This window comes from Micromonospora sp. LOL_015 (assembly GCF_048060275.1).
GTDB lineage: Bacteria > Actinomycetota > Actinomycetes > Mycobacteriales > Micromonosporaceae > Micromonospora_E.
The window spans coordinates 216,526-242,263 of record NZ_JBHMIO010000006.1 but is presented as its reverse complement, the minus strand read 5'-3'; the positions used below and the strand labels follow the sequence as shown (position 1 = coordinate 242,263).

Sequence of the window (25,738 nt, the reverse complement as noted above, 5' to 3'; positions counted from 1 at the left end):
CCACCCAATACCGAAACTACTCAACCGAGCTCAAGACGAACCGCGTCGGTGGATCGAGGCTTAGTATTGCTCGGCGTGGTCGTTGGCGGTGGATGCGCCGACCAGGACCGGCCGCCGCCGGACCCGCGGGCATACGATGTTGACAGTGGAGATTTGTCGTTGTATGAGGGCCTGCGGCGAGCTGAACTCACGGTTCCGGAGTGCATGCAGGACGGCCTGAGGTACGCGTTGGTCGATAATGGGCTCGGCTACTACTACAAGATTTATCTGAAACTCGAGTCACCGGTTGATTGCATGAACAACTTCCTCCAAGCGAACGAGATGCGGGATCTGTCTCAAGCGAGCTCATTCGGCGGAAAAGAAGCAGAGCAACCTCTCCTGTACCGGGAGCCTTGGATGGATGAAGAAATCATTCACCGCTTAGAATGGGGTATCGGATCGGAGGAGATCTTTCAGAAGTTCGGCATGGGTATTGCAAATCTTTATAGTGTAGATGCGCTTGTTCAGCAAGTGCCGAACTCTGCGGACGTGCGTGCATATGTGTACGCCTCCCGTGGTGGGTGATCCATCCAGTGAGGTGATCTCACCGACTTTCGGGTAGGTATTTGTATTCGAAGTGAGTCAGATGCAGGGCGGCGGCGACGATGTCGCCGATCCTGCGCGGGCTGGCGGTGATGTGGCGTAGCGCCTTCCACCGTCCGGTCAGGATGGCGAAGCCGCGTTCGCCGTGACCCCGCAGGCCGCGTAGCAGTCGGTTGTAGGCGCGGTTGTCGGGCGCGAGCCGGTTGCCGTATCCTGGCATTCGGTTCGGACCAGCACGCAGAGGTCGCGGATCTGCTCCGTGGTGAAGCCAGTGGCATGATACATGTTCGGCGGTCCGCTTTTCTTTGAGATGGGTGTGGTAACTCCATCCTACGGAAGGGTGGATCGTCCTTTTATTTGGGGTCTACTGTAGCGGGTCGGAGGTCCGCTGAATAGGCCTCTTGGAAGGTGCTCAACCCTTCGTGTCGGGAACGGTTGGAGAAGGTCCGATTCTCGGGGCAGAGGTTGCCTTCGGCAATCCGTACACTGTGCAATGCAATACACTGCGGGTTTTGGTGGATGAAACGTAGGCGCTCCTATTATTTCGGTCTCATATAGTGGCGGGGTTGTCAACACTCGAGTTGGGAGGTGGTTTGAATGGTAGAGTCATCTGACGATCTCGTTCGTCGTGTCCGTGAAGCTTCTGCATATTGGCGAGTCCTGATCGGGATTCGCGTTATTATACTTCTAGCCTTGACCTTCTTGGTTTTTGTTCTGGCGGTGGTGCTCGGTGGCCCCGTTGGGATACTGGTGCCGATATTGCTGGTCGTGTTTGTGACATTTGCAATAGGAGTCTTTGTTGTGCAAATGCTGATAATTACCATGAATCGTAGCGTCAAAGAATTAACGAACTTATCGGGTGTGAACGTATTTGAACGTGGGCCAAAACTGTTCGGCATGGTCGCGGTTGACCTTTTTGCCCTGAAGAGGTGGCGGCCCAGGCCCTGAGCTGTCGGGCTTGACTGCAGTGGGCTGCGGTCTGTCGCCGGGGCGTGCGGATCGCAATCGAGTGCCGAGGCTGCTCGTCGGGAGGTGTTGACCCCTGGGGCGAAGCTTCCCGGATCCTTCGTCCAGTATGCCCGGGCAGGGGTTGCCGGACCCCTGGGCCCGGAGGTGCGGGCGTGTCCTTCGGTGAGGGTGGTGTAGCTAAACCTGGATCATCAAGTGCTGGAAATGGTGGTGACAATTCGATGTCAGATCTCCATGATGAAGAATATCGTAGCACGACTATGTATAGGATGATGATTTGGGGGATCAGGGGCTTCTTGGTGTGCTTCCTGGCTGGTCTATTCCTGATTTTAATATTGGAGCTGGTAGTCGCATCTAAGTTCATTGGCATGTTGGTGGCGGGTTGTGTCTTTGGGTGTGTAACTTCGTTCGCAATTGGGTTTATTCCGTGGATAAGATTCTCTGCATTGATACGGGAAAACGGTGGAATGCAGATCGATGGACAGCTGCCATTTTTGCGCCATCTGATATCCGACCTGTGGCGGATGGGGTGGCGCCGCTGAAGCATCGTGGGAAAGGTGGTCAGGTTGGTGACCGATCTGGCGCAGGTGTCGGCCGACTTCCGTGGGGAGCAGTCACCCGACTTGGCTCAGACCTGCACTCCGTACCCGTATCGGGAGGTGTCGTGACCCGACGCCGTGACTATTACCGCGACCTGGCCGCGCCGAGGGCGACCGGGATCGTCCCGGGAGGTTCGGCGATCGTCACCGACGGTCGCGGTCGGGTGCTGATGCACCGACGCGCCGACTCCGGCAACTGGTCGCTACCCGGCGGGACGATTCTGGTCAGCGACGAGTCCACCGAGGTGCGGTTTGCACCCCGCCAGCGCGCTGGCGGGGTGCGGTCAGGCGGTGAGGGTGCCGGTCTTGGTGGCGGCGACGAAGGCCGACCAGTCGGCGGGGGAGATGGTCAGGACCGCGCCGGTGGGGTCCTTGGAGTCGCGTACGCGGATCACGCCGGCCAGCCCGTCGGCCACCTCGACACAATCGCCCTGGCTGTTCGATCGGCTGCTCTTGCGCCAGGTGGCACCGGTCAGGTCGGTCATGGCTCGTACTCCTTCGCCGTGTCCAGCAGCAGCGCCCGCGACTCGGCCTCGCTCAGCGCGGCCGACCGGATGTCGTGGTAGACCCAAGCGTACCGGTCGCTCTCGGCCTGCTTGTCGAGGAAGAGCGCGCCGGTGATCGACTCCTGGTAGACGGTGGTGGGTTCGTACTGCTCGGGAAAGTCCAGGATGGTGAACAGTCCGCCGGTCAGCACCCCGGCGTGCAGGTCGGACGAGAACGGCAGGACCCGGACGGATACGTTCGGCAGCCGGCCGGCGTCGGCGAGCCGGCGCACCTGCGCCGCCATGATCTGGCGCGACCCGACCACGCGACGCAGCACCGCCTCGTCGACGACGATGTCGAACTCCGGCGCCTGCGGCTCCAGCCGGGTCAGTAGTCGGGCCCGGCCCAGCCGCACCGCGACCCGGTCGGCGATCTGGTGACGGGGCACGCCGTCGACGTCCTTCGTGAAGACTGCGGTGGCGTACTCCCGGGTCTGCAGCACGCCCGGGATGAGCTGGCTCTGATAGACGCGGATCCGGCTGGCGGCCTCTTCCAGGCCCACGTACAGCTCGAACCAGGACGGCAGGCTGGCGTAGTCGTGCCACCAGCCCTTCTCCCTGGTCTTGGTCGCCAACGCGGCAAGGATCTCGGTGGTCTCCTCGTCGACGCCGTACAACTCGCAGAGCAGCACGACGTCGCCGGAGCGGACCGGGACCTCGCCGCGCTCCATCCGCCACAGCTTCGTCGCCGACCACTCCAGCTCGCTGGCGACCGACGTCTGCGGCAGCTGGGTCAGCCGCTCGCGCAGCTGACGCAGCTCCCGGCCCAGTCGTCGGCGCGGTACGGACGAGTTCAACACGGACGGGGACATGGCTACCACCTCCTGGGATGCTCGACCCGACCCATCCTGCCGTCACTAGTGGACTTATGAACTCCGTCAATCGGTGGACGGGTGGCTCGGCTCAACGTCGACGGGATTTCGTCAGAGTTGTACGCCTGGCCGGTCGTACCCGACTGATGACTCTGTGTCACTCGATGTCCGGTGAGGGAGGTTTGTGGTAGCGGATCGTGATGCCCCCTTTACAGATACGGACATGGATCTCTAGGGTCGGACGTACATGACGCATAGCCACGGGGGTCCCTAGTGGATGCTGCCCAGACGCCGCCGATCCGTCCGAGCCGCCCACGACATCGCTGGCCACAGATCCTGGCCACCACCACCGCAGCAGCCACAGCCGCCGCACTGACGCTGAGCACACCCGGGCCGGCGGTCGCCGATCCACCCGGAGACCCGGTGCCGGCGCCGACCGTGACCTCGGTCGACTACCCCGACGACGGCGTGTCGCACGGCGGTCGGGACATCGCGGGTGAGTTCACCTTCAGTACGTCATCGCCCGACGTCGTCGCTTACGTGTACGGCTGGAGCAACCCGGCAGGCACCACGGTGACCGTCGCCCCCGGGGCGAGCGTGACGTTGACCCTCACCCCACCGCGCGACGGCTTCAACGCCCTGTACGTCTACGCCCGCAACGAGTACGGCCGGTCCAGCCCGACGACGAGGTACCCCTTCCTGGTCACCTCGCGACCGTCGCCGATCGGGCACTGGCCGCTGATCGACACCAACAACGAGCGCTTCCGTGCCCGCTCAGGCGGTCCCGACCTGGTCCCGAGCGGCGACGTCACCTGGGCACCGGACACCTACCTGATCGAGGCGAGCACGCCGGCTTTCGACGCAGTCGCCGAAGACCCGGCCGACGTCCCAGGTGCGGCCACCGCAGCGGTGTCCGCGCTCGACACCTCGGGCTCGTTCAGCGCCGCCGCCTGGGTCCGGCCAGCTGACCTGTCTGGCGATCGCACCGCCGTCGGTGCCGACGGGACCGGTGCCGGTGGCTTTCAGCTGGGCATCCGCCAACTCGGCGACCCACCGGCTCCGCACTGGGCGTTCACCGTGCCGACGGGTACGGCTGCGTCGAGTCCGCTGATCTCCGCGTACCGTCCCGCGCCGATCGCCGCTTCCGACGTCGACCGCTGGACCCACCTGACCGGCGTGTTCGACGCCGACGAAGGACTGCTTCAGTTGTACGTCAACGGAGCTCTGGCCGCTGAGGCCGCGTTCGCGGCTACCCCGTGGCAGGCGGCTGGGCCGTTCACGGTGGGCCGAGGCTTCAGCGACGGCGCACCGGCGCAGTGGTGGGCCGGCGGCGTGACGGACGTCCTGCTGTGGAGCCGGGTGGCGGACCTGGAGGACCTGCATGGTCGCTTTGCCGATCCCGGTGACACGCTTCCTGAGCTGTTCGGTGTGCTGACGCCGAGACAAGTTGGGCTGTGGGGATTCGACTACTCGGCTGACTGCTGGTGCGGTGACGAGTTCGACCTCGGCTCCTGGGGTCGCAACCTTTACCTCGCCGGCTGGGACACCGTGCCGGAGACCTCGGGGTTCGTCCACGACTCCGGTGCCCCGACCGGCCACGCGGCCTGGTTCGACGGGACGAGCGGGTACGCCTCGACCACCAGCCCGTACGATCCGGTCCCGCGTCCGGTGCTGCGTACCGATCATTCTTTCGGGGTGCTGCTCTGGGCCCGTCTCGACGGTGACCCGGCAGATCCACTGCCCGGCAGCGACGCGGTGGTGCTCGCCCAGGGCGGCGACGAGACGGACGCGTTCCAGCTTGGATACCGGGCCAGCGACGGGCGGTGGGTGTTCCGGCTGCGTGGGGCGGACGACGCCGGCCTGCCCGACCTGGCCGTAGCGGCGAGTCCGGCCGAGGCGGTACCCGGCCAGTGGACGCATCTCGCCGGGGTGTACGACGCGGGTGCGGCGACACTCACCCTCTACATCGACGGTGTGGCCGGTGACCCGGTGGCGGTGCCTGCGCCACCGAGCTGGACCGCGCCCGGGTCGCTGACCGTCGGGGCCGGGGCAGGAGCTGCGGGGCTGACCGGCTTCTTCCCTGGCCGGGTGAGCCGCATCGAGGCACACTCCGGCCCGGTCCCGGCCTGGCTGATCACCGACCGGCACTCACTGACGTAGCCCGCCCTGGCGCATCAGCAGTCACGATGCTGCCTCGATTGAAACGCCGTCCTACAGTTGCTACAAGTCGCGGGAGTCTTTAGTGGATGTCAGCACGACACCGCCCGTCCTGACCCGTTCGAGTAGGCCGCACCAACGTGGGGTGCGGACCCTGACGGCCATCGTGCTGATGCTGGCTGGTGTGGTTGTGCTCCCGTCCATGCCCGCAGAAGCCGAAGCGCCCGAGCCGCAGTGCGTTGACCAGGTCGCCACGTCGGCTGAGGCCGAGCGGATTGCGCTTGCCTGTGCCGCCCGTGTCGAGGCCCTCGATGAACGTGACGAGTATTCCCAGGTCTACGTGGAACCTGACGGCACCCGCACGCTGGAGTCGGCCGTCGTGCCTCAGCGGATCCGGACCGGGACCGACTCGTGGGTGCCGGTATCGACCGATCTGGCGGCGCAGCCGGATGGCCGGCTCGCCCCGGCGGCGACGACTGCCAACGTGACATTCAGCGGTGGCGGAACGGCCCCGCTGGTAACCCTGGAGGTCGACGGAGAAGACTTCACCCTGTCGTGGCCTGATCCGCTTCCTACGCCGACCGTGCAAGCTGACACGGCTGTGTACGCCTCGGTTCTACCGGACGTCGACCTGCATGTGATGGCCACGGCGACAGGCTTCAAGCACGTCCTGGAGGTCAAGACCGCTCAAGCGGCTGCCCACCCGGACTTGGCCCGAGTGCGCTACATCCTCGGTGGTGACATTGCGCCGGAGCCGCTGCCCGATGGCGGGCTCCGACTTGCCAACTCCCAGGGACGGACGGTCGGGGTCACCCCGACCGCGTCGATGTGGGACTCGTCGGTCGACCCGGCAAACGGCGGCGAGGTAACCGACGGCGGACGCGGCGCCGTTACCGCTGCTGCAGAACCTCCGGAGCCGTCGACCGCTGCCGGCCCCGGTCCAGCCGCCGCCAAGGCGGCCATCGACGTGGACGTTGCCGCTGGCGACCTGGAAGTCCTGCCGGACCCGGCGGTGCTGAACGGCCCGGAGACGATCTACCCGGTGTTCATCGATCCGGCATTCGAGAACAAGAGCACCTCATGGGCGTACGCGAACAACAGCAACAACAACTGGGATGTGGAAAACCAGGCCTGGGTTGGGCGGAATCCGTACGACGACGTCCTTTACCGGTCCTACTTCCGCTTCAACATTTGGCCAGTTCGTAGCAAGCAGATCCTCTCCGCCGAGGTGCGTATGCGCCTCGACCACTCCTGGTCCTGCTCGCCGACCTGGGTGCATCTTTTCCGGACGGCAGGGATCAACGACACGCCGCGGATGTCCTGGGGTGCACGTCCACTGCCAACATCGGCCTACCTCGGGGCGCAGGACGCTAACGCGAACGAGGCCGGTGGGTGCGGCGTGATCCAGGACGACGTCAACGTCGAGTTCGGCGGTTCCGCCGTGACCAACGACGTGCAGTACTCGGTCAACCAGCAGTGGAGCGGCTACACCGTCGGGCTGTGCGCCTGTAACCCCTCTGGGCAGTACGAGTGGAACCAGGACAGGTGGAAGAGGTTCTACGTTGACCAGAGTTGGTTGATCGTCAACTACAACTCCCGACCGGGTACCCCGACCGAGCTGACCACGTCGGCGGTCGCCTGCAACGGCATCGTCGGCACAACATCGCCGACGCTGCGTGCCCGGTATCGCGACTCGGACGAATCGGACACCCTAGTCGGCACGTTCGAGTGGAGACAAGTGGGTGGCGGAGCCACCCTGGTCACCGGCCCGTCGCGTCCAGCCAACAATTTCGGCGAGGTCACCCTCAATCTCGGGGCGGGGGCCGAGGGCAAAACGTACGCCTGGCGAGTGCGTGCCAACGACAGTCATGCCGATTCCGACTGGTCCACGAGCTGTCAGTTCACCGTCAACGCCAGTGCGCCGCCCGCCCCGGGAATCAGCTCCACCACCTACCCATCTGGGCCGACGGCGCACGGCGGCCCGGGAGAATCCGGCACGTTCACCTTCACCGCCGGAGCCACAGACGTGACCACCTATGTCTACGGTTGGAGCAATCCACCAAGCAACCAGGTCACCGTATCGCCGGGAGCATCGCACACAGTTGCGCTAACCCCGCCGAAGCACGGCACGAACGTGTTGTACGTCTTCAGCAAGGACAGCGCAGGTACGCCGAGCCCGACGGCTCCGTACCAGTTTCTAGTTGGCTCGCCGTCCGCACCGATCGGTCACTGGCCACTTGACACCGTCAACGGACACGGGTTGAGCGATGTTGTCGGCGACGCCGACCTGACAGCGACCGGTGACGTGACTTGGCCGGGCGACACGCGGTTGATCGGCGAGAGCGTTCCGTTCTTTGACAGCGTGACCGAGTCGCCCACCAACATCTACGGTACCGCGACGGCGAATGTGCCGGAGTTGGACACCGCAGGGTCGTTCAGCGTTACGGCGTGGGTGCGAGCCTCATCACTTACAACCGGAAACCGCACGGCGGTAAGCCAGGACGATAGCGACTTCAGCGGCTTCTACCTCGGATTCCGCTACCTTGGTAACCCGCCTGCGCCATATTGGTCATTCATGATGGGTGATTCGCCTGCAACCGGTACCAACCATCGAGCGGACTCGACAGTGCCGCTGACTACAGCAGACGTCGGAAAATGGACGCACCTGACCGCAGTCCACGATGCTGAGCTCGGCATGATGCACCTCTACGTGAACGGCGAACTGGCGGCGGAGACAACCCGAGCAGCGACACCGTGGACATCCACAGGTCCACTCGTCGTCGGTCGGGCCCTGTGGTATGGCTCGCAGACCGACACTTGGCGTGGCGAGGTGACGGATCTTCGGATATGGGACAGAGTCCTTGTTTCTGACGACCTGCACGGTACCAACACCGATCCACAAGCTGGGACCCAGGCCACGCCCGGTATTCTGGCTCCAACCAGCGTTGGTGACTGGGACTTTGCTGGATCGGTTGACTGCTGGTGCGACGAGGCCTTCGATGTGGATCCTTGGAGCAGGCACATATACCTTCAGGGTTGGGACTCCGACCCGCCCGGCGCAGCTTTCACCAATGATGGCCACGATGAGAACGACGCCGCCTGGTTTGATGGAGTTGGTGGATACGCATCCACTACCGATCCGTTCACCTCTGCAGATCGACCGGTGATTCGGACCGACCAATCATTTACCGTTTCAGCTTGGCTTCAACTCGACGGGGATCCCAGCGATCCTCTGCCCACCGGCGACGTCGTCGCGGTTGCTCAGGGCGGGGCACAAGCGGATGCCTTCCTACTCGGTTACCAGGCAGCGACCGAACAGTGGGCCTTTTGGATGCAAAGTGGCGACACCAACAATGCCGCTACCCTCGGATTGGCTACATCGGCCGTCACGCCCGTGCCAGGGGAGTGGTTCCATCTGGTTGGCGTCTACGACGCGGGCTCCGAGGAGATCCTTCTCTATGTGAACGGGCAACCTAGCGGGGCGGTTTCTCTCAGTTCGCCCATGACATGGTTCGCAACAGGTTCCCTCACGCTCGCGAGAGAACGCTGGAACGGAGGCCTTCAGAGCTTCTTTCCAGGCAGCATCGACCAAGTGACGGTATACGCGGGCGTGGTGAATCCGCGTTTGGTGCTGAACCTTTATTCAACGTTGTGACAGCGGAATATGCACCGTCCGTGCCCGATCCGACCTGGAGGTCGACACGATGACCAGCATGTCAGCCACGCACAAGCGTTGGCGGCGGGCACGCCGCGGCGAACCGTTGTCAGCGCACCGTCGGTGGCGTCGGCCTGCGGCGGTCATACTCGCGTCCGTCATGGCGATCTCGCTTGCTGCGGCGGTCCCGCCGATCCAGCCGGCTGCTGCGGGGCCGGCCCGGCTGCAGGCTGTGCAACCGGACCCGGTACAGGTGAAGGAGGTTGAGAGCCGTCCCAGCCCGGACGGTGCGACGGCCAGCGTCCAGTGGAAATCGCCAGCACCACCAGTGTGGCCTGAGCCCGGCACTGCCCGGGTCCAGCTTCCGAGCGCAGGGATGACCCGCGACCAAGCCCGCCGGCTTGGCGAACCAGCGCCGCGGCAGCAGGCGCGAGTACCCGGATCGCCAATCTGGTTGTCGCTCGCCGACACCAAATCTACCGTGAGAGCCGAGAAACGCCGCGAATTTCGAGTCGAAGTCCTAGACCGTGCGGCCGTCCAAAGCGACCTGCATGCCGGTGTCGTTATGCGGATCGCATCCACCGGAAGTTATTTGGGTTCCGACCGAGTTACCGTGACCGTCGACTACTCCGACTTTGCGGAAGCCTATGGGGCGGATTGGGCACTTCGCTTGCGAATGGTTCGGTTGACCGGTTGTCGATCTGCCTTGTCTGCAACTTCCACATGCGACGTCCAACCCCTGCCATCTCACAATGATCTCCGGGAACAGCGGGTTACCGCAGATATCGATGTGGGCGAGCAAGGTGCAGCCAGTTCCAGCACGACTGTTGCTCTTATGGCCGATTCCTCATCGCCTGCTGGTGACTATAGTGCAACCCAATTGCAGCCGACGTCGACGTGGTCTGCAGGTGGTAACGCTGGCAATTTTGCATGGACGTATCCGATGCGCGTTCCGCCGTCGATCGGCGGGCCGCAACCGGAAGTGTCACTGGCGTATTCGTCTGCAGGTGTCGATGGACGAAGCGAAGCTACCAATAATCAGCCTTCGTGGATCGGCGAGGGCTTTGAGTATGCGCCTGGTTTCATCGAAAGGCGCTATCGTCCATGTCGCGATGACATGAGTTCCGGTGCCAACAACTCGACTGAAACTGGTGACCTCTGCTGGTCGCGTGACAACGCTATTCTCTCTCTCAACGGTAGTTCGGTCGAGCTTATTCGCGACGGAGTTTCCGGCGAATGGCGGCCCAAGACCGACGATGGTTCAAGGATCGAGCGTTTGACGAACACTGTCAACGCCGACAACGATAACGAATACTGGAGAGTTACGACTGCTGCAGGGATCCAGTACTATTTCGGCAGAAACCGGCTCCCGGGATGGACTACTGGCAAGGCTATGACGGAATCTGTGTGGGCTGTTCCGGTGGCCGGCAACCACTCTGGTGAGCCGTGCCGACAAGCCTCGTTTACGACGTCGTTCTGTAATCAGGCGTGGCGCTGGAACCTTGACTACGTGGTCGACCTACACGGCAACACGATGTCTCTGTGGTACTCACGCCAAACAAACAAATATGGGCGGAACATTACCGCGAGCGACGCTGTCACGTACACTCGCGCTGGAGTGCTGCAGCGCATCGACTACGGCACAGATAATCGTGGCGGTACCGACACGGTTTACACGACGGCGCCAGTTCCAATGCAGGTCGTTTTCGCGAGCAGCGACCGGTGTCTGTCATCATGCTCGTCGCATGGGGAGAATTGGCCGGACACCCCCTGGGACCAGGAGTGCAGTGGTTCGACCTGTACCGACCTGTTCTCGCCAACCTTCTGGTCGACCAGCCGTCTGGCTTCGGTGACTACAAAGATCTGGGATGCCGGTGCCGGTAGCTACCGGACGGTCGACTCTTGGACTCTCACCCACGACTTCCTGCCCACCGGTAGTGGTACGAGCCCGGCGCTCTGGCTCGATGCCATCGAACACACTGGGCACGCTGGTGCCACTTCAATCACCTTGCCTTCGGTCACCTTTGGGCAGGTGCAGCTGCCCAACCGAGTCGACACCGTCGGCGACACGAAGCCGGCAATGAACTGGAATCGAATCAGTAAGATCTGGACTGAAAGCGGTGGTCAGATTTCGGTGGCATACTCGGATCCACAGTGTGTCCCCGGCAGCCAGATGCCATCTGCGGCACATGCCAATACGATGCGTTGTTATCCGGTGTTGACTGAGGCGCCCGGTGGTGGGGTTGAGACCGACTACTTCCATAAGTACCTGGTGAAGGCGGTCACCGAAACCGACTGGACCGGCGGTGGTATCCCGGTAGTGACGGAATATGAGTATCTCGGGACACCCGCGTGGCACTACACCGTGGACGACGGGATTACTCCCGATGCCTATCGGACATGGTCAGACTACCGAGGTTATGAGAAGGTGCGGACCCGTGTCGGCGCACCTGGTTCACAGACCTTGACCGAGACCAGCTACTTGCGGGGTATGCACGGTGACCGCGCATCGCCGTCCGGTGGGACGCGCAGCGTGCAAATAGGTGCCTCGATAGGCGACATAGTAAACGACGAGGACGCCTGGTCAGGGATGGTACGTGAGCGAGTCGTCTACAACGGCGTTACTACCGCCCCAGTGTCAAAAACCGTGACAAAGCCCTGGCAATCGGGCGCAACCGCCACTCGAACCATCGGAAGTTCGACGGTGTACGCACGCTATGCGGGAATCGACACCAGCTACGAGTCCGTACTGCTCGATGGGGGCCGCGGCTGGCGGACCACCAAAGTCGTCAACACTTACGACACCTACGGCATGGTCACCCAAGTCAACGATCTGGGCGAGGTGTCTGCAAACGGAGCGACCGACGTGCCAGGCGATGAAAAATGCGAAAAGACTACATACGTCAGGAATGCAAGCATTAACCTGCTTAACCTTCCTGGGCGGGTGCAGATCTTCGCGCTTGCTTGCGGACAGGCGGCAACATCTACAACGCACGTTATCGGTGATGTCCGAAGCAGCTTCGACGGCCAAGCCTATGGTGTAGCCCCGACCAAGGGCGAGGTGACCCGGACGGAGAGTTTGAAGGACTGGTCACCAGCCGGTGGAGGTACAACGACTTGGCTGACGGCGACGCGGGCGAGCTACGACGCATACGGACGAATAACTGAGAGCTGGGACGTTCGGGATAACAAGACTACGACGGCCTACACGCCAAGTGCGGGTGGTCCGCTGACACTCATAACAACCACTGGGCCTTTGGGGTGGGTGTCGACTCAGGAAGTCGAGCCGGCCTGGGGCATCGCAGCTGCCAATGTAGATGTCAACAATCGCCGCACCGAGTTTGGTTACGATGCCTTGGGTAGGCTGACTAAGGTCTGGCTGCCGAACCGGTCGAAGAGTGGCGGGGCTGACCCGAACGTTGAGTACTCCTACGTGGTGCGGAAGTCCGGCGACGTCAACGCGGTTATCACAAAAGAGATAAATGCTTCCTCGAATTATATCACCACATACGCGTTGTATGATGGTCTGCTTCGCCCACGGCAGACCCAGCGTGCAGGGCTCGCTGGCTCTGGGACAATTTTGACCGAGACTGTCTACGACGCGGCAGGTCGCCCGCATGTTAACAATGACTGGCATCACGTGGCAGGGCTAAGCCCCAGTGCGGACCTTCAGACGATTCTCGAATGGGAGGTCAAGAGTCAGACTGTTATCGAGTATGACCGCGCTAATCGGACTACTCATGTCATCCAACGAACCGCTCCCGGTGTCGAAAAATGGCGAACGACGAAAGAGTATGGCGGTGATCGCGTCTACTTGACGCCGCCAATCGGAGATACGCCGACAACTACTGTCGTCGATGCTCGCGGGAATGTTATAGAGCATCATCAGCACAAGGGAGCCACGACTGCGTACCCCGCAGCCGTCACGATGTATGCCTTCAATGGCAAGGATCAACTAGAGAGTGTTATTGACGCGGCAGGCAATACGTGGAGCTATGAGTACGATATACGTGGGCGGCGAATCTCCGCTGACGACCCAGACGCAGGTGTGAGCACTCGTGTCTACAACGACTATGGCGATTTGACCCAAAGTACCAATGCCAACAGCGATGTGCTCGTATACGAATACGACGTGCTCGGACGTAAGGTTGGTGTGTACGATGACACTATCTCGACCACGAACCGGCGTGCGACGTGGACGTACGATACGATTGGCACGGCCAAAGGGCTGCTGTACACGGCTAGCCGGTGGATTGGCGACGACGCATACACGATCCGCACTCGTGGTTACGACGCCTTCTATCAATCGATGGGCGAGGACTACGTTATACCGTCTAGTGAGAGTGGGCTATCTGGGACTTACACCTTCCGGCGTACCTATCACGCCGACGGCAGCCTGGCCTCAAGCTACTACCCAGCAAAGGGGGGCCTGCCGTCCGAGAACCTGAAGTACGAGTACGACCCCGTCACCGGACTTGCAGAAAGAGTCGCTATCGGCGTGTCCGATCAGTACGTGGCCAATACCGAGTACACACCTTTCGGTGATCCTGCACTGATTGTTTATCAGCCGGAGTCAACAGCATTCGTCGAGCGGGCATTTATTTATGATGACGTGACCCGCCGGTTGACTCAGGCGAGTACCAACCGCCAGGTGGTTCCCCAACAGATCGCGGACGTTACCTACAGCTATGACCCTGCCGGCAACATTACCAGGATTGCCGATGTTTCCACTGGTGGCGCTATTGATACGCAGTGTTTTGAGCACGACTACTTCCGCCAGTTGACCGAGGCGTGGACGCCGGGCAACGGTGATTGTGCCCAGTCGCCTAGCGTAGGGTCGCTCGGGGGGCCGGCGCCATACTGGCTGTCCTGGACGTTCGACAGTGTTGGGAACCGACTGACGGAGGTCTCGCACGCGGCAGGTGGGGACACTGTCCGGTCGTACAGCTACCCGGCCGCTGGTGGTAGCCGGCCGCATGCCCTTCTGTCCGTGACGACCACCGGTCCCGGCGTCAGCAGTTCGACCTCCTTCACCTATGACTCTGCTGGTAACACCGCGACACGGCCGAGCCCGACGTCTGGCACGCAGGTCTTGGACTGGGACTCCGAGGGACGGTTGTCGGAGGTTGACGACCCCGGTGACGATCATTCTTTCGTCTACGACGCGGATGGGACTCGTCTGGTCAGGCGGGATGGTGCGGGTAAGACGCTGTACCTGCCGAACATGGAGGTTCGGTACAACACCTCTACCGGGTCGACCACCGCCGACCGCTACTACACGTACGTTGACGGTGTCTACGCGATGAGGAACGGGCTTGGTCTGACCTGGCTGGTTGGTGACCACCAGTCGACGCATTCAATAGCCGTCACCTCGTCCAGCACGCAGCCGGTCACGCGTCGCAGGCAGACGCCGTACGGTATGCCTCGGGGCAGCGCGCCGAGCTGGCCGAACCTCAAGGGTTTCGTTGGCGGCGATGTCGATCCGACAGGGCTCGTTCACATCGGAGCACGCGAGTATGACTCCGAGCTTGGCCGGTTCACCAGTGTTGACCCTGTCCAGGATTTCGCAGAGCCGCAACAGTGGCACGGATACAATTACGCGAACAACAGCCCCGTCACCTTCTCTGACCCGACAGGGCTCTACGCTATCGGCGATAGTGCTGGGCACGTCAGGTCGTATCGCGAGAAGGAAAAGGATGGAACATACAGGGTTGATGATTATACGCCAAAAAATGCTCCAGACCATATGTTTCAAAAGGTTGTTTATGTTCTCAATCCTAGATATAAAGTTGAGGCTAATGGTTTCGGCCAGACGTTTCTGAATGGTTATCCGCTTCCTTCTGGTGGACCTAGTCCGGCCGAGCTGATTGGCTATCTCGAAGAACATTGTCAAGACCAGCATGCGTGCAACTTCGATTTTGCCTGCGGGAATTTCCTGAGTTGTGATCCTGCGATGACTGACCTGGAAGCCACCGCGGTCCTGCGGCACATCTGCGATAGAGGGCATTGTGATACCGACTTCCGAATCAAGGTCGAGGACGACAACATACTCCTCGTCGGGGTCGTGCACGGAATGTTTGGTATGCCTGGTGGGGTCGGTGGCGGTCGCAGGCGGGGTGCTGGTGGCGGTATAGGTACCGGTCATCGGATCAACTTGAGCGCCTGCAAAAACAGCTTCGCTGCCAAGACCGAGGTTCTCATGGCGGACGGCTCCACCAAAAAGATATCCGATGTGAATGTTGGGGATGAAGTCCTCGCCACCGATCCCGAGAGTGGCCTAACTGCGGCTCGAATGGTGACGGCGGTTATAGTCGGATCGGGCATCAAGCATCTTGTCCGGGTCGCTGTCAAGTCACAGTCGACAGGCGAGCGTGAAGGGTCTGTCGTTGCTACCAACGAACATCCGTTCTGGAGCGTTACAGACGGTCACTGGAATGACGCCGAGGATCTAGAGGCGGGCGAAGTGCTCCGGGCAAACGACGGGTCTTCGCTAGCGGTTCTCGACGTTGAGAGATCTCTTGATATTGCCACCGTTTACAACTTGACGGTTGCCGGTATTCACACGTATTATGTGCTCGCCGGCAACATGCCGGTCCTCGTGCACAATACGAACTGCCCTCCGGGGAAGTTGTCGGATCCCCTTCCCCGGGGTATGAACAACAAGATCGCCCAAGCGTATGACGACGTAAAGGCTGGGAGGCTCACCTCTCACGATACGTATCGCGGAGGTGAGCATCCGTGGTGGGCGGATGCAAAGGAGTATCGTGTTCCTGGTCGGCCTGATTCGGATAGAATTCTCGTGAAGACTTTGCCTAACGGTGCACAGGCCTATGGCTGGACATCTACGCACTATCGTAAGATTCAGCGTTTCAGTGCACCACACTTTCCGGACTCGGGTTGGAACTAATGTGTTGCGAAGTGATCGATGCGGCGATCCGGGGTTGTTGTATCGATGTTCGGACCGAATCGGAAATATATTCAAGGACTGTTGATGAGCAACGACGTAGAAGTTTCGCACTACGTTCTATTTGACGAAAGGACTGGGGAGGTGCTTGTCGCGGGCGACCATCTATCCGGATTTTTCGTTGATGTTGCGGACGAATTACCGAAAGTCATTTTTCGTGGAGTGCGCGAAATTAATGAGATTAAGGCCCGAACTGAAGATGGTACTCTAGAGATTTTCGATTGCCGTAGGGTCAAGGTTGGCGAATATTTTGTGGGTCACGTAGTGCGTGGGGGGGTTGAAAGGACGTCGGTTGGAGGCGTTGTCGTGACGAGTGTTGCGTTTCGATCCTTTGGCGGCCGCTGTGAATATGTAGGGGCTGAGGAGATCTGGCGACACTGGGTGTCGGACGCGGCGCCAAAGGCGGGAGAATGGCTTCGGTGGCCAGTTGATCGTCAGGAAGACTGGTTACACGTTGTCCAGAACTCGTGGTTTGCAAGTGGTCGTAGAGCCGGCCGCTACGGCACGAATGAGGATCTACTACTTGACGGATCCGAGATGCGCACTAGGGCGGGATTCTATTGCGCTTTAGGTGAGGCAGCTAATGGTCCTCGCGGCTACTTCGGATCCAACCTCGACGCTGTTGCTGACTGCCTTTCGTTTACCTATGGTGGAGCTCGACTTTCAAGAGTTTGCTGGCGAAACTTTACAGATTCTGAGATTTTGTTGGGTCGTTCTTTTGTAAAGTCCGTTGTAAGTCTTTTCCTGGAATTTGGTATTGAAGTGAATGTCTGATATCTCTTGTTGTCAATATCGTTCGGAGTTGGAAATTCCACCTGGCAGCGCAGCGGATGCCGTGGTTGGCATTACTCAGTTATGGGCCGCGAGTCTGACTGCGATGAGTGGCTGAGAGGACCCCGGTCACCCTTGTGTCGGCTGGTTGATGCAGGCGAATCCGGGACGTTTGCCTCCCAAACGATGCGAGGTGTGATGGCGGCTGCAGCGGCTGCATCCTGTCGCGGCCTGGAACTGCGTCTCCTCATCAACACAGACAACCTCAGGCGTGTGAGTAGAGCCTGCTGTCCGGCGATGGTGTTCGAGTCGATGCCGCCCGAGCGATCGTCGCTGCTCAACAGCCTCAGCTACCCGGCGGTTACTCCTTGCATCATCAGGAGGATCCCGGGCCGGTCAGGGCCCGGCGGGCGGGTACGCAGAGTAGGGTCAGCCGCGTGAGCGCGAAGACGTGAACCGCGTACCGCCGGGCTCCCCCGACCTCGCCCGGCGGGCGCGTGCAGGCCGCGAACGAAAGGCACCCCTGTGACCAGCCCAGCCAAGACCCGCGTCGCCATCGTCTTCGGCGGCCGCAGCACCGAGCACGCGATCTCCTGCGTCAGCGCCGGCAGCATCCTGGCCGCCCTGGACACCGACGAGTACGAGATCGTCCCGGTCGGCATCACCCGCGCCGGGCGGTGGGTGCTCACCACCGGCGACGGCAGCCAGCTGGCCATCACCGACCGGCAACTGCCGGAGATCACCGACCGGTCCGGCTCGGCCGTGGTGCTGCCCGCCGACCCGACCGGCAACGGGATCATGGTGCTCGACCCGGCCGACGGCCCGGCCGCCGCCCTGGCCGGCGTCGACGTCGTCTTCCCGGCGCTGCACGGCGCGTACGGCGAGGACGGCACCATCCAAGGGCTGCTGGAGATGGCCGGCATCCCGTACGTCGGGGCCGGGGTGTTCGCCTCGGCCGCCGCGATGGACAAGGAGTTCACCAAGAAGCTGGCCACCGTCGAGGGCATCCCGACCGGCCCGTACGCGGTGCTGCGCCCCGGGGTGAGCCTCAGCGACGCCGACAAGGAGCGCCTCGGCCTGCCGGTGTTCGTCAAGCCGTCGCGCGCCGGTTCGTCGTACGGCATCACCAAGGTCTCCGACTGGGCCGACCTGGACGCCGCCGTCGCCACCGCCCGGGAGATCGACCCGAAGGTGCTGATCGAGGCGGCGATCGTCGGCCGTGAGGTCGAGTGCGGGGTGATCGAGGGCGAGGCCGGCGGCGGCCCCGAGGCGTCCCTGCTGGCCGAGGTACGGGTGGTCACCGACCACGAGTTCTACGACTTCGAGGCCAAGTATCTCGACAACTCCTGCGAGTACGACATCCCGGCCGGGTTGTCGGAGCAGGTCACCCGGCAGGTGCAGGACTACGCCTGCCGCACCTTCACCGCGCTGGACTGCGCCGGGCTGGCCCGGGTCGACTTCTTCGTCACCGACGACGACCAGATCTACCTCAATGAGATCAACACGATGCCGGGGTTCACCCCGACGTCGATGTTCCCGCGGATGTGGGCGGCCGCCGGCCTGGAGTACCCGAAGCTGGTGGACCGGCTGATCCGTACCGCCCTCAGCCGGGGCACCGGGCTGCGCTGACCGACCGCCGGGACCGAGACCGGACCAGAGGAGCGGACCGAGACCGGACCCAGAGTCAGGCGCGGCAGCCGCGCGGGGCGGCATCCGCGTCGCTGGGCACCGTCTCGATCAGCGGGTCGGCGAACGCGGTCACCCACTGGCCCGGTTCGTCGTAGGAGCCGGGCACGCTCACCCGCACCGGGATCTCCCGGTCGACGGTGGTCCAGACGGTGGCGTCGGCCTGCTCGGCGGCGTGCCAGCAGACCCCGTCCAGCGCGTACACCAGGTCGGTCGGTGGGAACTGCGCCGCCGGCACCCCGCAGGCGACGGTGATCGGCGGTTCGCCGTACGCCGCGTTCTGCTCGGCGCCGGCGGTGACCCGCCGCTGCGGCAGGTCGCGCAGCGTACCCGGCAGTTGGGAGACCAGCGCCCGGCAGACGATCTCGGCGCGTTCGTCCAGCGTCGCGGCGGCGATCTGCACCGGCGTGGTCGGCACCGGCGCGACACCGGCGGACGCCGACGCCGACGGGTCAGCGGCGGCACCGGGGTCGTCGTCGGACCCGGCCGGGGCGAGCCGGCTGAACGCGGCGAGCGCCACGATCACGGTCAATGGCAACGCCACCACGGTCGCCCAGATCGCCGCCTGCCGGGTCGTCCGGTCCGGCCCACCCGGAGCCGGCCTGTCCGGAGACCGTCCGTCCGGAGCCGGGCTGCCGGCCGGCGACCCGGCGGCAGAGACGTCCACCTGCTCAGTTGTCACAGTCGTACCACCGAACACGTCAGGGTCCGGGTGATGCCCGGCACCATCTGGACCCGGCTGACTATCATCGTCCCGAGTTCGTCCACGGTGTGCGCCTCGGTGAGCACGACCACGTCGTACGGCCCGGTCACCGCGTCCACCCGGACCACGCCGGAGATGTCCGCGATCGCGTCGGCGACGTCGCGTGCCTTTCCGACTTCGGTCTGGATGAGGATGTATGCCTGGACCACGACCCGACTCCTATCCGCCGCCCGGGAGCGGCTCGAACGTGAAACTACCGTACGGAGCAGGCCGGATTCATGACGGTGCCCGAGTGGAGACGACAATGATCGAGGTGGACCGGTGAATGTGGCACAGGCCGGTGAATTCGGGCTCATCTCCCGGGTCACCGCGCGGCTGCACCCGGGGGCCGCCACCCTGCTCGGCCCCGGCGACGACGCGGCCGTGGTGGCCGCCTCGGACGGCCGGGTGGTCGCCTCCACCGACGTGCTCGTCGAGGGCCGGCACTTCCGGCGGGACTGGTCCAGCGCCGTCGACGTCGGGCACCGCGCGGCCGCCGCGAACCTCGCCGACATCGTGGCGATGGGGGCGGTGCCGACCGCGTTGCTGGTGGCGCTCTGCGCCCCGCCCGAGACCGACGCCGGCTGGGCCGAGGACCTGGCGGTCGGCCTGTCCGACGAGGCGGCCAAGGTCGGCGCGAGCGTGGTCGGCGGCGACATGTCGGCCAGCCCGACCCTGACCATCGCGGTGACCGCCCTCGGCGACCTGCACGGCGCCGCCCCGGTGCTGCGCAGCGGAGCGCACGCCGGTGACGTGCTGGCCATCGCGGGCCGGCTCGGCTACGCCGCCGCCGGCTACACGGTGCTGTCCCGCGGCTTCCGGTCACCGAAGCTGCTCGTGGAGGCGTACCGACGCCCCGAGGTGCCGTACGCCGCTGGCCCGGCCGCCGCGAACGTCGGCGCCAGCGCCATGATCGACATCTCGGACGGGCTGATCGCCGACCTGGGCCACGTCGCCACCGCCAGCCGGATCGGTATCGACCTGCGCCGGGCCGCGTTCGAGGTGCCGCCGCAGATGCGCGACACCGCCAACGCGCTCGGCGTCGACCCGTACCAGTGGATCTTCGGCGGTGGTGACGACCACGCCCTGGCCGCGACGTTCCCCGAGGATCTGCCGCTGCCCAAGGGCTGGCGGCGGGTCGGCCACGTGGTCAAGGGCGCCGGGGTCACCGTCGACGGCCAGCCGTACCAGGGCGTCGCCGGCTGGGAACACTTCCAGTGAGGCCGCGCCGGTCACCGCCGAGCCACCGCCGGTGACCGCACTACGCTTTACCGCGTGACTGATCTGCTTCAGGCTGGCGTCGAGATCCGCCGGGTCCGCTACACCGACGCGGTGGCGCAACGCCTGGTGGCCGCCGCCATGGCCGATCTGGGTGCCCGCTACGGCGGCACCGGCGACGACACCCCGGTCGACCCGGCCCACTTCGACCCGCCCGGCGGTGCCTTCCTGATCGCCCACCTGGACGGGGCACCGGCCGGCTGCGCCGGCTGGCGCAGCCACGGCACCTCCGGCGAGGACGCCGAGTTGAAGCGGATGTACGTCGCCGACGCCGCCCGCGGGCGCGGGGTGGCCCGCGCGCTGCTGGCCGCCGTCGAACGCTCCGCCGCCGGCCAGGGCCGCCGCCGGGTCATCCTGGAGTGCGGCGACAAGCAGCCCGAGGCGATCGCGCTCTACAGCAGCAGCGGGTACGCCAGGATCCCGAACTTCGGCTACTACCGGGACTCGCCGGGCTGCCTGTCCTTCGGCCGGGTGCTCACCGCCGACTGGTGACGGGTGTTCACCGCCCGACTGATGACCGTGCACAGTCAGCCGCCGGACCCGATCGGGTCCGGCGGCTGCTGAAACGTCGAGGTCGTGGGCGGCGCGGTCAGGCGCCCCGGACCACCTTGCCGGCCTTGAGGCAGGAGGTGCAGGCGTTCACCTTGCGGGTGTTGCCGCCACCGGCCGGGGTGCGAACGGTCTGGATGTTCGGGTTCCAACGGCGGTTGGTCTTCTTCTTCGACCACGGCACGTTGTGACCGAAGCCCGGCCCTTTGCCACAGACGTCGCACACGCTAGCCACGGGATACTCCTGGGGATTTGTCGTTCATCAGGTCGCCGGTCGCCGGGACACACCACGCCCAGACAACCTGGCCAGGCTACCCGATCGACCACGCGGGCGGCCAATCGCCCCGCCCCGACCGTCCCGCTGCCGCCGCCCGGCCGCACCGGGTCGTCTCCGCGCGCCGGCCGCCCGGCCGCACGCGGGTCGTCTTCACGGCGGCTGTCGGCGTGCGCCAGTAGGCTCATCGCCGTGCTGGACACCCTTGACGCCGCCGCCGTGCGCCGGTGGTGTTCGGGTGCGCTGGCAGCGCTGCGTCGCCACCAGGGCGAGATCGACGCGCTCAACGTCTACCCGGTGCCGGACGGTGACACCGGCACCAACCTGGTCCTCACCCTCACCTCGGCCCAGCATGCCCTGGCCCTCGACCTGGACAACTCCTCCGAGGGGGAGCAGACCTCGCACGGACGGGTGCTGCGGCTGATGGCCCGGGGCGCGCTGCTCGGCGCCCGGGGCAACTCCGGGGTGATCGTCTCGCAGATCCTGCGCGCGCTGGCCGACGCGCTCACCGACACCGCCGTGGTGCGCGGCCGGGCCCTCGCGTCGGCGCTGACCGCCGCAACCGACGCGGCGTACGCGGCGGTCGCCCGCCCGGTCGAGGGGACGGTGCTGACCGTGGTCGCCGCCGCCGCGCGGGCCGCCGACCGGACCGGCTCCGAAGACCTCGCCACCGTGGTACGGGCCGCCGCCTCGGCTGCCCGCGACGCCCTCGCCGCGACGCCCGGTCAGCTGCCGGTGCTGGCCCGCGCCGGGGTGGTCGACGCCGGGGGTCGCGGCCTGTGCCTGCTGCTCGACGCGTTGGCCGCCGTGGTCGGCACCCCGCTCACCGACAGCACCGACAGCACCGACAACCCTGACAACGCCGACAGCCCTGACAGCACTGACAACCCCGTCGGCCGCGCCACCGACCCCGGCGGCGCCGGCCGCGCCGTCGACCCCCACAGCGGGGCCGGCTCCGAGGAGTACGCCTACGAGGTGCAGTTCCTGCTCGAAGCGCCGGCCGGGGCGGTCGACCGGATGCGGGCCGCACTCGCCGAGATCGGCGACTCGCTGGTCGTCGTCGGCTCCGACGCAGCGGGCGATGACGACAGGGACGATGACGACAGGGACGATGACGACAAGGACGATGACGCCAGGAACGGTCCGGTGTGGAACGTGCACGTGCACGTCGACGACATCGGCGCCGCCATCGAGGCCGGCATCGCCGCCGGCCGCCCGTACCAGATCTCGGTCACCCGGTTCGCCGACCAGCCGGCACCGCCGCTCGCCGGCCGGGCCGCCGTGGTGGTCGCCGCCGGCACCGGCCTCGCCGCCCTGTTCACCGGTGAGGGTGCCGGCGTGGTCGGCGGCTCACCGTCCACCGCCGAGCTGCTCGACGCCATCCGCCGCACCGGCGCCGCCGAGGTGGTGGTGCTGCCCAACGACCCGGACACCCAGGCCGTCGCTGGCCTCGCCGCCCGGGAGGCCGAGGCCGGCGGCGTCACCGTCGCCGTCGTGCCGACCCGGTCACCGGTGCAGGCCCTCGCTGCGCTTGCCGTCCGCGACCCGCGACGCCGCTTCGACGACGACGTGATCGCGATGGCCGAGGCGGCCGGGGCCTGCCGGTACGCCGAGGTCTGCCACGCCGCCCGGGAAGCGCTCACCGTCGCCGGCCGCTGCCGCCCCGGCGACGTGCTCGCCCTGGTCGAGGGGGAGGTACTGCTGATCGGCACCGACCTGGCCGGCACCTGCCACAACCTGCTGGACCAGCTGCTCGGCGGCGGCGGTGAACTTGTCACTTTGATCGTCGGCGAGCAGGCACCGGACGGCCTGGGCGAGGCGGTGGCGGCGCACGTCGCCCGCTGCTGGCCGTTCGTCGAGGTGCACACCTTCGTCGGCGGGCAGCCGCACTACCCGCTGCTGGTAGGGATCGAATGACGCAGCCGTTGTTGGAGGCCGGATGACGCAGCCGTGCACGATGGACACTCCGCTGAAGGTCAACCTGGGCGCGAAGACCGCCAAGGCGATGGCCGACCACCTCGACCTGCACACCGTCGGGGACCTGCTCTACCACTTCCCGCGCCGCTACGACCAGCGCGGCGAACACACCGACATCCGCTCGCTGGAGGTGGGGGAGCAGGTCACCGTCCTGGGCCAGGTGCGGCGGACCACCGTACGGCCGATGCGCCAACGGCGCGGCAAGCTGCTCGAAGTGGTCGTCGAGGACGGCACCGGCGGCACCCTGACGTTGACCTTCTTCGGCAACCAGGCGTGGCGGGAACGGGACCTGAAACCGGGCCGCTGGGGGCTGTTCGCCGGCAAGGTGACCGAGTTCCGGGGCGTACGCCAGCTCAACGGCCCCGAGTACGTGCTGCTCGGGGACGGCGCCGCCGACGGCGAGGTGGCCGCCGAGGACCCGGTGGAGGAGTTCGCCGGTGCGCTGATCCCGGTCTACCCGGCCGCCGCCGCCGTACCGACCTGGGTGATCGCCCGCTGCGTACGGACCGTGCTGGACGTGCTCACCCCACCCGAGGATCCGATGCCGGCGGCGGTACGGGCCAGCCGCAACCTGCTCGGCCTGCACCCGGCGCTGCGGCAGATCCACCGCCCGGCCGACGAACCCGAGCTGTTCCAGGCCCGGCGGCGGCTCAAGTGGGACGAGGCGTTCGCCGTACAGCTGACGTTGGTGCAGCGCAAGCTGCGCGCCGCCGACTGGCCGGCGCGGCCCCGGCCCCGCGCGGACGCCGGCCTGCTGGCCGCGTTCGACGCCCGCCTGCCGTACGAGCTGACCGACGGTCAGCGGCGCATCGGCGAGGAGATCGCCGCCGACCTGGCCACCGCGCATCCGATGCACCGGCTGCTGCAGGGCGAGGTCGGCTCCGGTAAGACGGTGTGCGCGCTGCGGGCGATGCTGCAGGTCGTCGACGCCGGCGGGCAGGCGGCGCTGCTCGCCCCGACCGAGGTGCTCGCCGCCCAGCACCACCGGGGCATCCAGGAGCTGCTCGGCCCCCTGGGGCGGGCCGGTGAGCTGGACGGCGACCCGGCCGGCACCCGGTTGACGCTGGTCACCGGGTCGCTGGGCGCGGCGGCCCGCCGGGCCGCCCTCGACGAGGTCCGCGACGGCCGGGCCGGCATCGTCATCGGCACCCACGCCCTGCTGTACGAGGGCGTCGACTTCGCCGACCTGGGCCTGGTCGTCGTCGACGAGCAGCACCGGTTCGGGGTGGAGCAGCGCGACTCGTTGCGGGCCAAGGCCGAGCAGCCGCCGCACGTGCTGGTGATGACCGCCACCCCGATCCCGCGGACAGTCGCCATGACCGTGTACGGCGACCTGGAGGTGTCCGCGCTCACCCAGCTGCCCGGCGGCCGGTCGCCGATCGTCTCGCACGTGGTGCCGGCGGCGGAGAAACCGGCCTTTCTGGAGCGGGCCTGGCGGCGGGTCCGCGAGGAGGTGGCTGCCGGCCATCAGGCGTACGTAGTCTGCCCGCGCATCGGTGACGCGACCGGAACCGGCGCCGACGAGGAGCCCTCCGGCGACGGCGACGATCCCGGGGCGCGGCGGCCGCCGCTGGCGGTGACCGAGGTGGCGCCGCTGCTCGCCGACGGGCCGCTGCACGGGCTGCGGATCGAGGTGCTGCACGGTCGGCTGCCGGCCGACGCCAAGGACGCGGTGATGCGCTCCTTCGCCGCCGGTGACGTCGACGTGCTGGTCGCCACGACGGTGGTCGAGGTGGGGGTGAACGTGCCGAACGCCACCGTGATGATCGTGCTGGACGCCGACCGGTTCGGGGTGTCGCAGCTGCATCAGCTGCGCGGCCGGGTTGGTCGGGGCTCGGCGGCCGGGCTGTGCCTGCTGGTCACCGATGCCGCCGAGGGCACGCCGGCCCGCGAGCGACTGGCCGCGGTCGCGTCGACCACCGACGGGTTCCGCCTGGCCGAGCTGGATCTGGAGCAGCGCCGCGAAGGTGACGTGCTGGGCGCGACCCAGTCGGGTCGCCGGTCCCATCTGCGGCTGTTGTCGCTGCTGCGCGACGCCGACCTGATCGGGCAGGCCCGGGCCGAGGCGATCGACCTGCTCGGCGACGATCCGGAGCTGGCCCGGCATTCGGCGCTGGCGGCATCCGTCGGCACCTTGGTCGACGCCGAACGCGCCGAGTACCTGGAGAAGGGCTGAAT

The 25,738-nt window shown here is 65.3% G+C and carries 18 protein-coding genes; 12 read left to right on the top strand and 6 right to left on the bottom strand.

Annotation, left to right across the window (positions count from 1 at the left end; translation table 11 throughout):
- Positions 1–564 (top strand): hypothetical protein (locus tag ACFHWU_RS09090; RefSeq protein WP_416590285.1); only part of this gene is annotated, 564 nt, incomplete at its 5' end.
- A 19-nt stretch (positions 565–583) separates the two neighbouring features.
- Here ACFHWU_RS09090 and ACFHWU_RS09085 read toward each other — a convergent pair.
- Positions 584–802 carry a transposase family protein gene (locus tag ACFHWU_RS09085; protein ID WP_416590284.1) on the bottom strand — a complete coding sequence of 73 codons (219 nt, stop codon included), beginning with the start codon at positions 800–802 and terminating at the stop codon, positions 584–586.
- A 473-nt stretch (positions 803–1,275) separates the two neighbouring features.
- On the opposite strand from ACFHWU_RS09085, the gene ACFHWU_RS09080 reads away from it, so the two are divergent.
- Both ACFHWU_RS09080 and ACFHWU_RS09075 read left to right on the top strand, forming a co-directional pair.
- Positions 1,276–1,530 (top strand): hypothetical protein, encoded by a 255-nt coding sequence (locus tag ACFHWU_RS09080; protein WP_416590283.1) that lies wholly within the window; start codon positions 1,276–1,278, stop codon positions 1,528–1,530.
- Positions 1,531–1,703: 173 nt separating this feature from the next.
- Positions 1,704–2,093 (top strand): hypothetical protein, encoded by a 390-nt coding sequence (locus tag ACFHWU_RS09075; protein ID WP_416590282.1) that lies wholly within the window; start codon positions 1,704–1,706, stop codon positions 2,091–2,093.
- Positions 2,094–2,434: 341 nt separating this feature from the next.
- On the opposite strand, the gene ACFHWU_RS09070 is transcribed toward ACFHWU_RS09075, so the two are convergent.
- Positions 2,435–2,635, bottom strand: a complete 201-nt coding sequence (locus ACFHWU_RS09070) for a DUF397 domain-containing protein (RefSeq protein ID WP_416590281.1) — start codon at positions 2,633–2,635, stop codon at positions 2,435–2,437.
- Positions 2,632–3,507 (bottom strand): helix-turn-helix domain-containing protein, encoded by an 876-nt coding sequence (locus ACFHWU_RS09065; protein WP_416590280.1) that lies wholly within the window; start codon positions 3,505–3,507, stop codon positions 2,632–2,634. Before ACFHWU_RS09065 ends, ACFHWU_RS09070 begins: the two co-directional genes overlap by 4 nt.
- A gap of 423 nt (positions 3,508–3,930) precedes the next feature.
- Between ACFHWU_RS09065 and ACFHWU_RS09060 the strand changes: the two genes are divergently transcribed.
- The 5 genes from ACFHWU_RS09060 to ACFHWU_RS09040 all read left to right on the top strand — a co-directional run bounded on the left by ACFHWU_RS09060 (position 3,931) and on the right by ACFHWU_RS09040 (position 18,683).
- The gene (locus ACFHWU_RS09060) at positions 3,931–5,667 is read left to right on the top strand and encodes a LamG-like jellyroll fold domain-containing protein (protein ID WP_416590279.1); all 1,737 of its coding nucleotides are present in this window, start codon (positions 3,931–3,933) and stop codon (positions 5,665–5,667) included.
- A gap of 142 nt (positions 5,668–5,809) precedes the next feature.
- A complete protein-coding gene (locus ACFHWU_RS09055; RefSeq protein ID WP_416590278.1) occupies positions 5,810–9,319 on the top strand; it encodes a LamG domain-containing protein in 3,510 nt (1,169 codons plus the stop codon).
- A gap of 160 nt (positions 9,320–9,479) precedes the next feature.
- Positions 9,480–16,226 carry a polymorphic toxin-type HINT domain-containing protein gene (locus tag ACFHWU_RS09050; RefSeq protein ID WP_416590277.1) on the top strand — a complete coding sequence of 2,249 codons (6,747 nt, stop codon included), beginning with the start codon at positions 9,480–9,482 and terminating at the stop codon, positions 16,224–16,226.
- An 84-nt stretch (positions 16,227–16,310) separates the two neighbouring features.
- Positions 16,311–17,057, top strand: a complete 747-nt coding sequence (locus ACFHWU_RS09045; protein WP_416590276.1) for a barstar family protein — start codon at positions 16,311–16,313, stop codon at positions 17,055–17,057.
- 522 nt (positions 17,058–17,579) lie between these two features.
- Entirely contained in the window at positions 17,580–18,683 is a 1,104-nt protein-coding gene (locus tag ACFHWU_RS09040; protein ID WP_278167754.1) for a D-alanine--D-alanine ligase family protein, read from the top strand.
- A gap of 55 nt (positions 18,684–18,738) precedes the next feature.
- Here ACFHWU_RS09040 and ACFHWU_RS09035 read toward each other — a convergent pair whose 3' ends face one another.
- Positions 18,739–19,407 (bottom strand): DUF3515 family protein, encoded by a 669-nt coding sequence (locus ACFHWU_RS09035; RefSeq protein ID WP_416590275.1) that lies wholly within the window; start codon positions 19,405–19,407, stop codon positions 18,739–18,741.
- A gap of 11 nt (positions 19,408–19,418) precedes the next feature.
- A complete protein-coding gene (locus ACFHWU_RS09030) occupies positions 19,419–19,652 on the bottom strand; it encodes an Lrp/AsnC ligand binding domain-containing protein (protein WP_123600471.1) in 234 nt (77 codons plus the stop codon).
- A gap of 112 nt (positions 19,653–19,764) precedes the next feature.
- Here ACFHWU_RS09030 and ACFHWU_RS09025 point away from each other — a divergent pair, with 112 nt between their 5' ends.
- On the top strand, positions 19,765–20,703 hold the full coding sequence (locus ACFHWU_RS09025) for a thiamine-phosphate kinase (protein WP_416590274.1): 939 nt from the start codon (positions 19,765–19,767) through the stop codon (positions 20,701–20,703).
- Between the two features lie 63 nt (positions 20,704–20,766).
- Complete coding sequence (locus tag ACFHWU_RS09020; protein ID WP_416590289.1) at positions 20,767–21,252, top strand: GNAT family N-acetyltransferase; 486 nt, start codon at positions 20,767–20,769, stop codon at positions 21,250–21,252.
- 97 nt (positions 21,253–21,349) lie between these two features.
- Here the strand turns inward: ACFHWU_RS09020 and rpmB are convergent, their stop codons facing one another.
- Positions 21,350–21,544 carry a 50S ribosomal protein L28 gene (gene rpmB / locus ACFHWU_RS09015; RefSeq protein WP_123600473.1) on the bottom strand — a complete coding sequence of 65 codons (195 nt, stop codon included), beginning with the start codon at positions 21,542–21,544 and terminating at the stop codon, positions 21,350–21,352.
- A gap of 231 nt (positions 21,545–21,775) precedes the next feature.
- Here rpmB and ACFHWU_RS09010 point away from each other — a divergent pair, with 231 nt between their 5' ends.
- The gene (locus ACFHWU_RS09010) at positions 21,776–23,500 is read left to right on the top strand and encodes a DAK2 domain-containing protein (protein ID WP_416590272.1); all 1,725 of its coding nucleotides are present in this window, start codon (positions 21,776–21,778) and stop codon (positions 23,498–23,500) included.
- A gap of 22 nt (positions 23,501–23,522) precedes the next feature.
- A complete protein-coding gene (gene recG, locus ACFHWU_RS09005; protein ID WP_416590271.1) occupies positions 23,523–25,736 on the top strand; it encodes an ATP-dependent DNA helicase RecG in 2,214 nt (737 codons plus the stop codon).
- Positions 25,737–25,738: the final 2 nt, after the last annotated feature.

What these genes read in the sequence shown, in the direction of transcription:
- ACFHWU_RS09085 (WP_416590284.1), bottom strand. Translation starts at nt 802, where the DNA reads ATGCCAGGATACGGCAACCGGCTCGCGCCCGACAACCGCGCCTACAAC.
- ACFHWU_RS09070 (WP_416590281.1), bottom strand. Translation starts at nt 2,635, where the DNA reads ATGACCGACCTGACCGGTGCCACCTGGCGCAAGAGCAGCCGATCGAAC.
- ACFHWU_RS09065 (WP_416590280.1), bottom strand. Translation starts at nt 3,507, where the DNA reads ATGTCCCCGTCCGTGTTGAACTCGTCCGTACCGCGCCGACGACTGGGC.
- ACFHWU_RS09050 (WP_416590277.1), top strand. Translation starts at nt 9,480, where the DNA reads ATGGCGATCTCGCTTGCTGCGGCGGTCCCGCCGATCCAGCCGGCTGCT.
- ACFHWU_RS09045 (WP_416590276.1), top strand. Translation starts at nt 16,311, where the DNA reads ATGAGCAACGACGTAGAAGTTTCGCACTACGTTCTATTTGACGAAAGG.
- recG (WP_416590271.1), top strand. Translation starts at nt 23,523, where the DNA reads ATGACGCAGCCGTGCACGATGGACACTCCGCTGAAGGTCAACCTGGGC.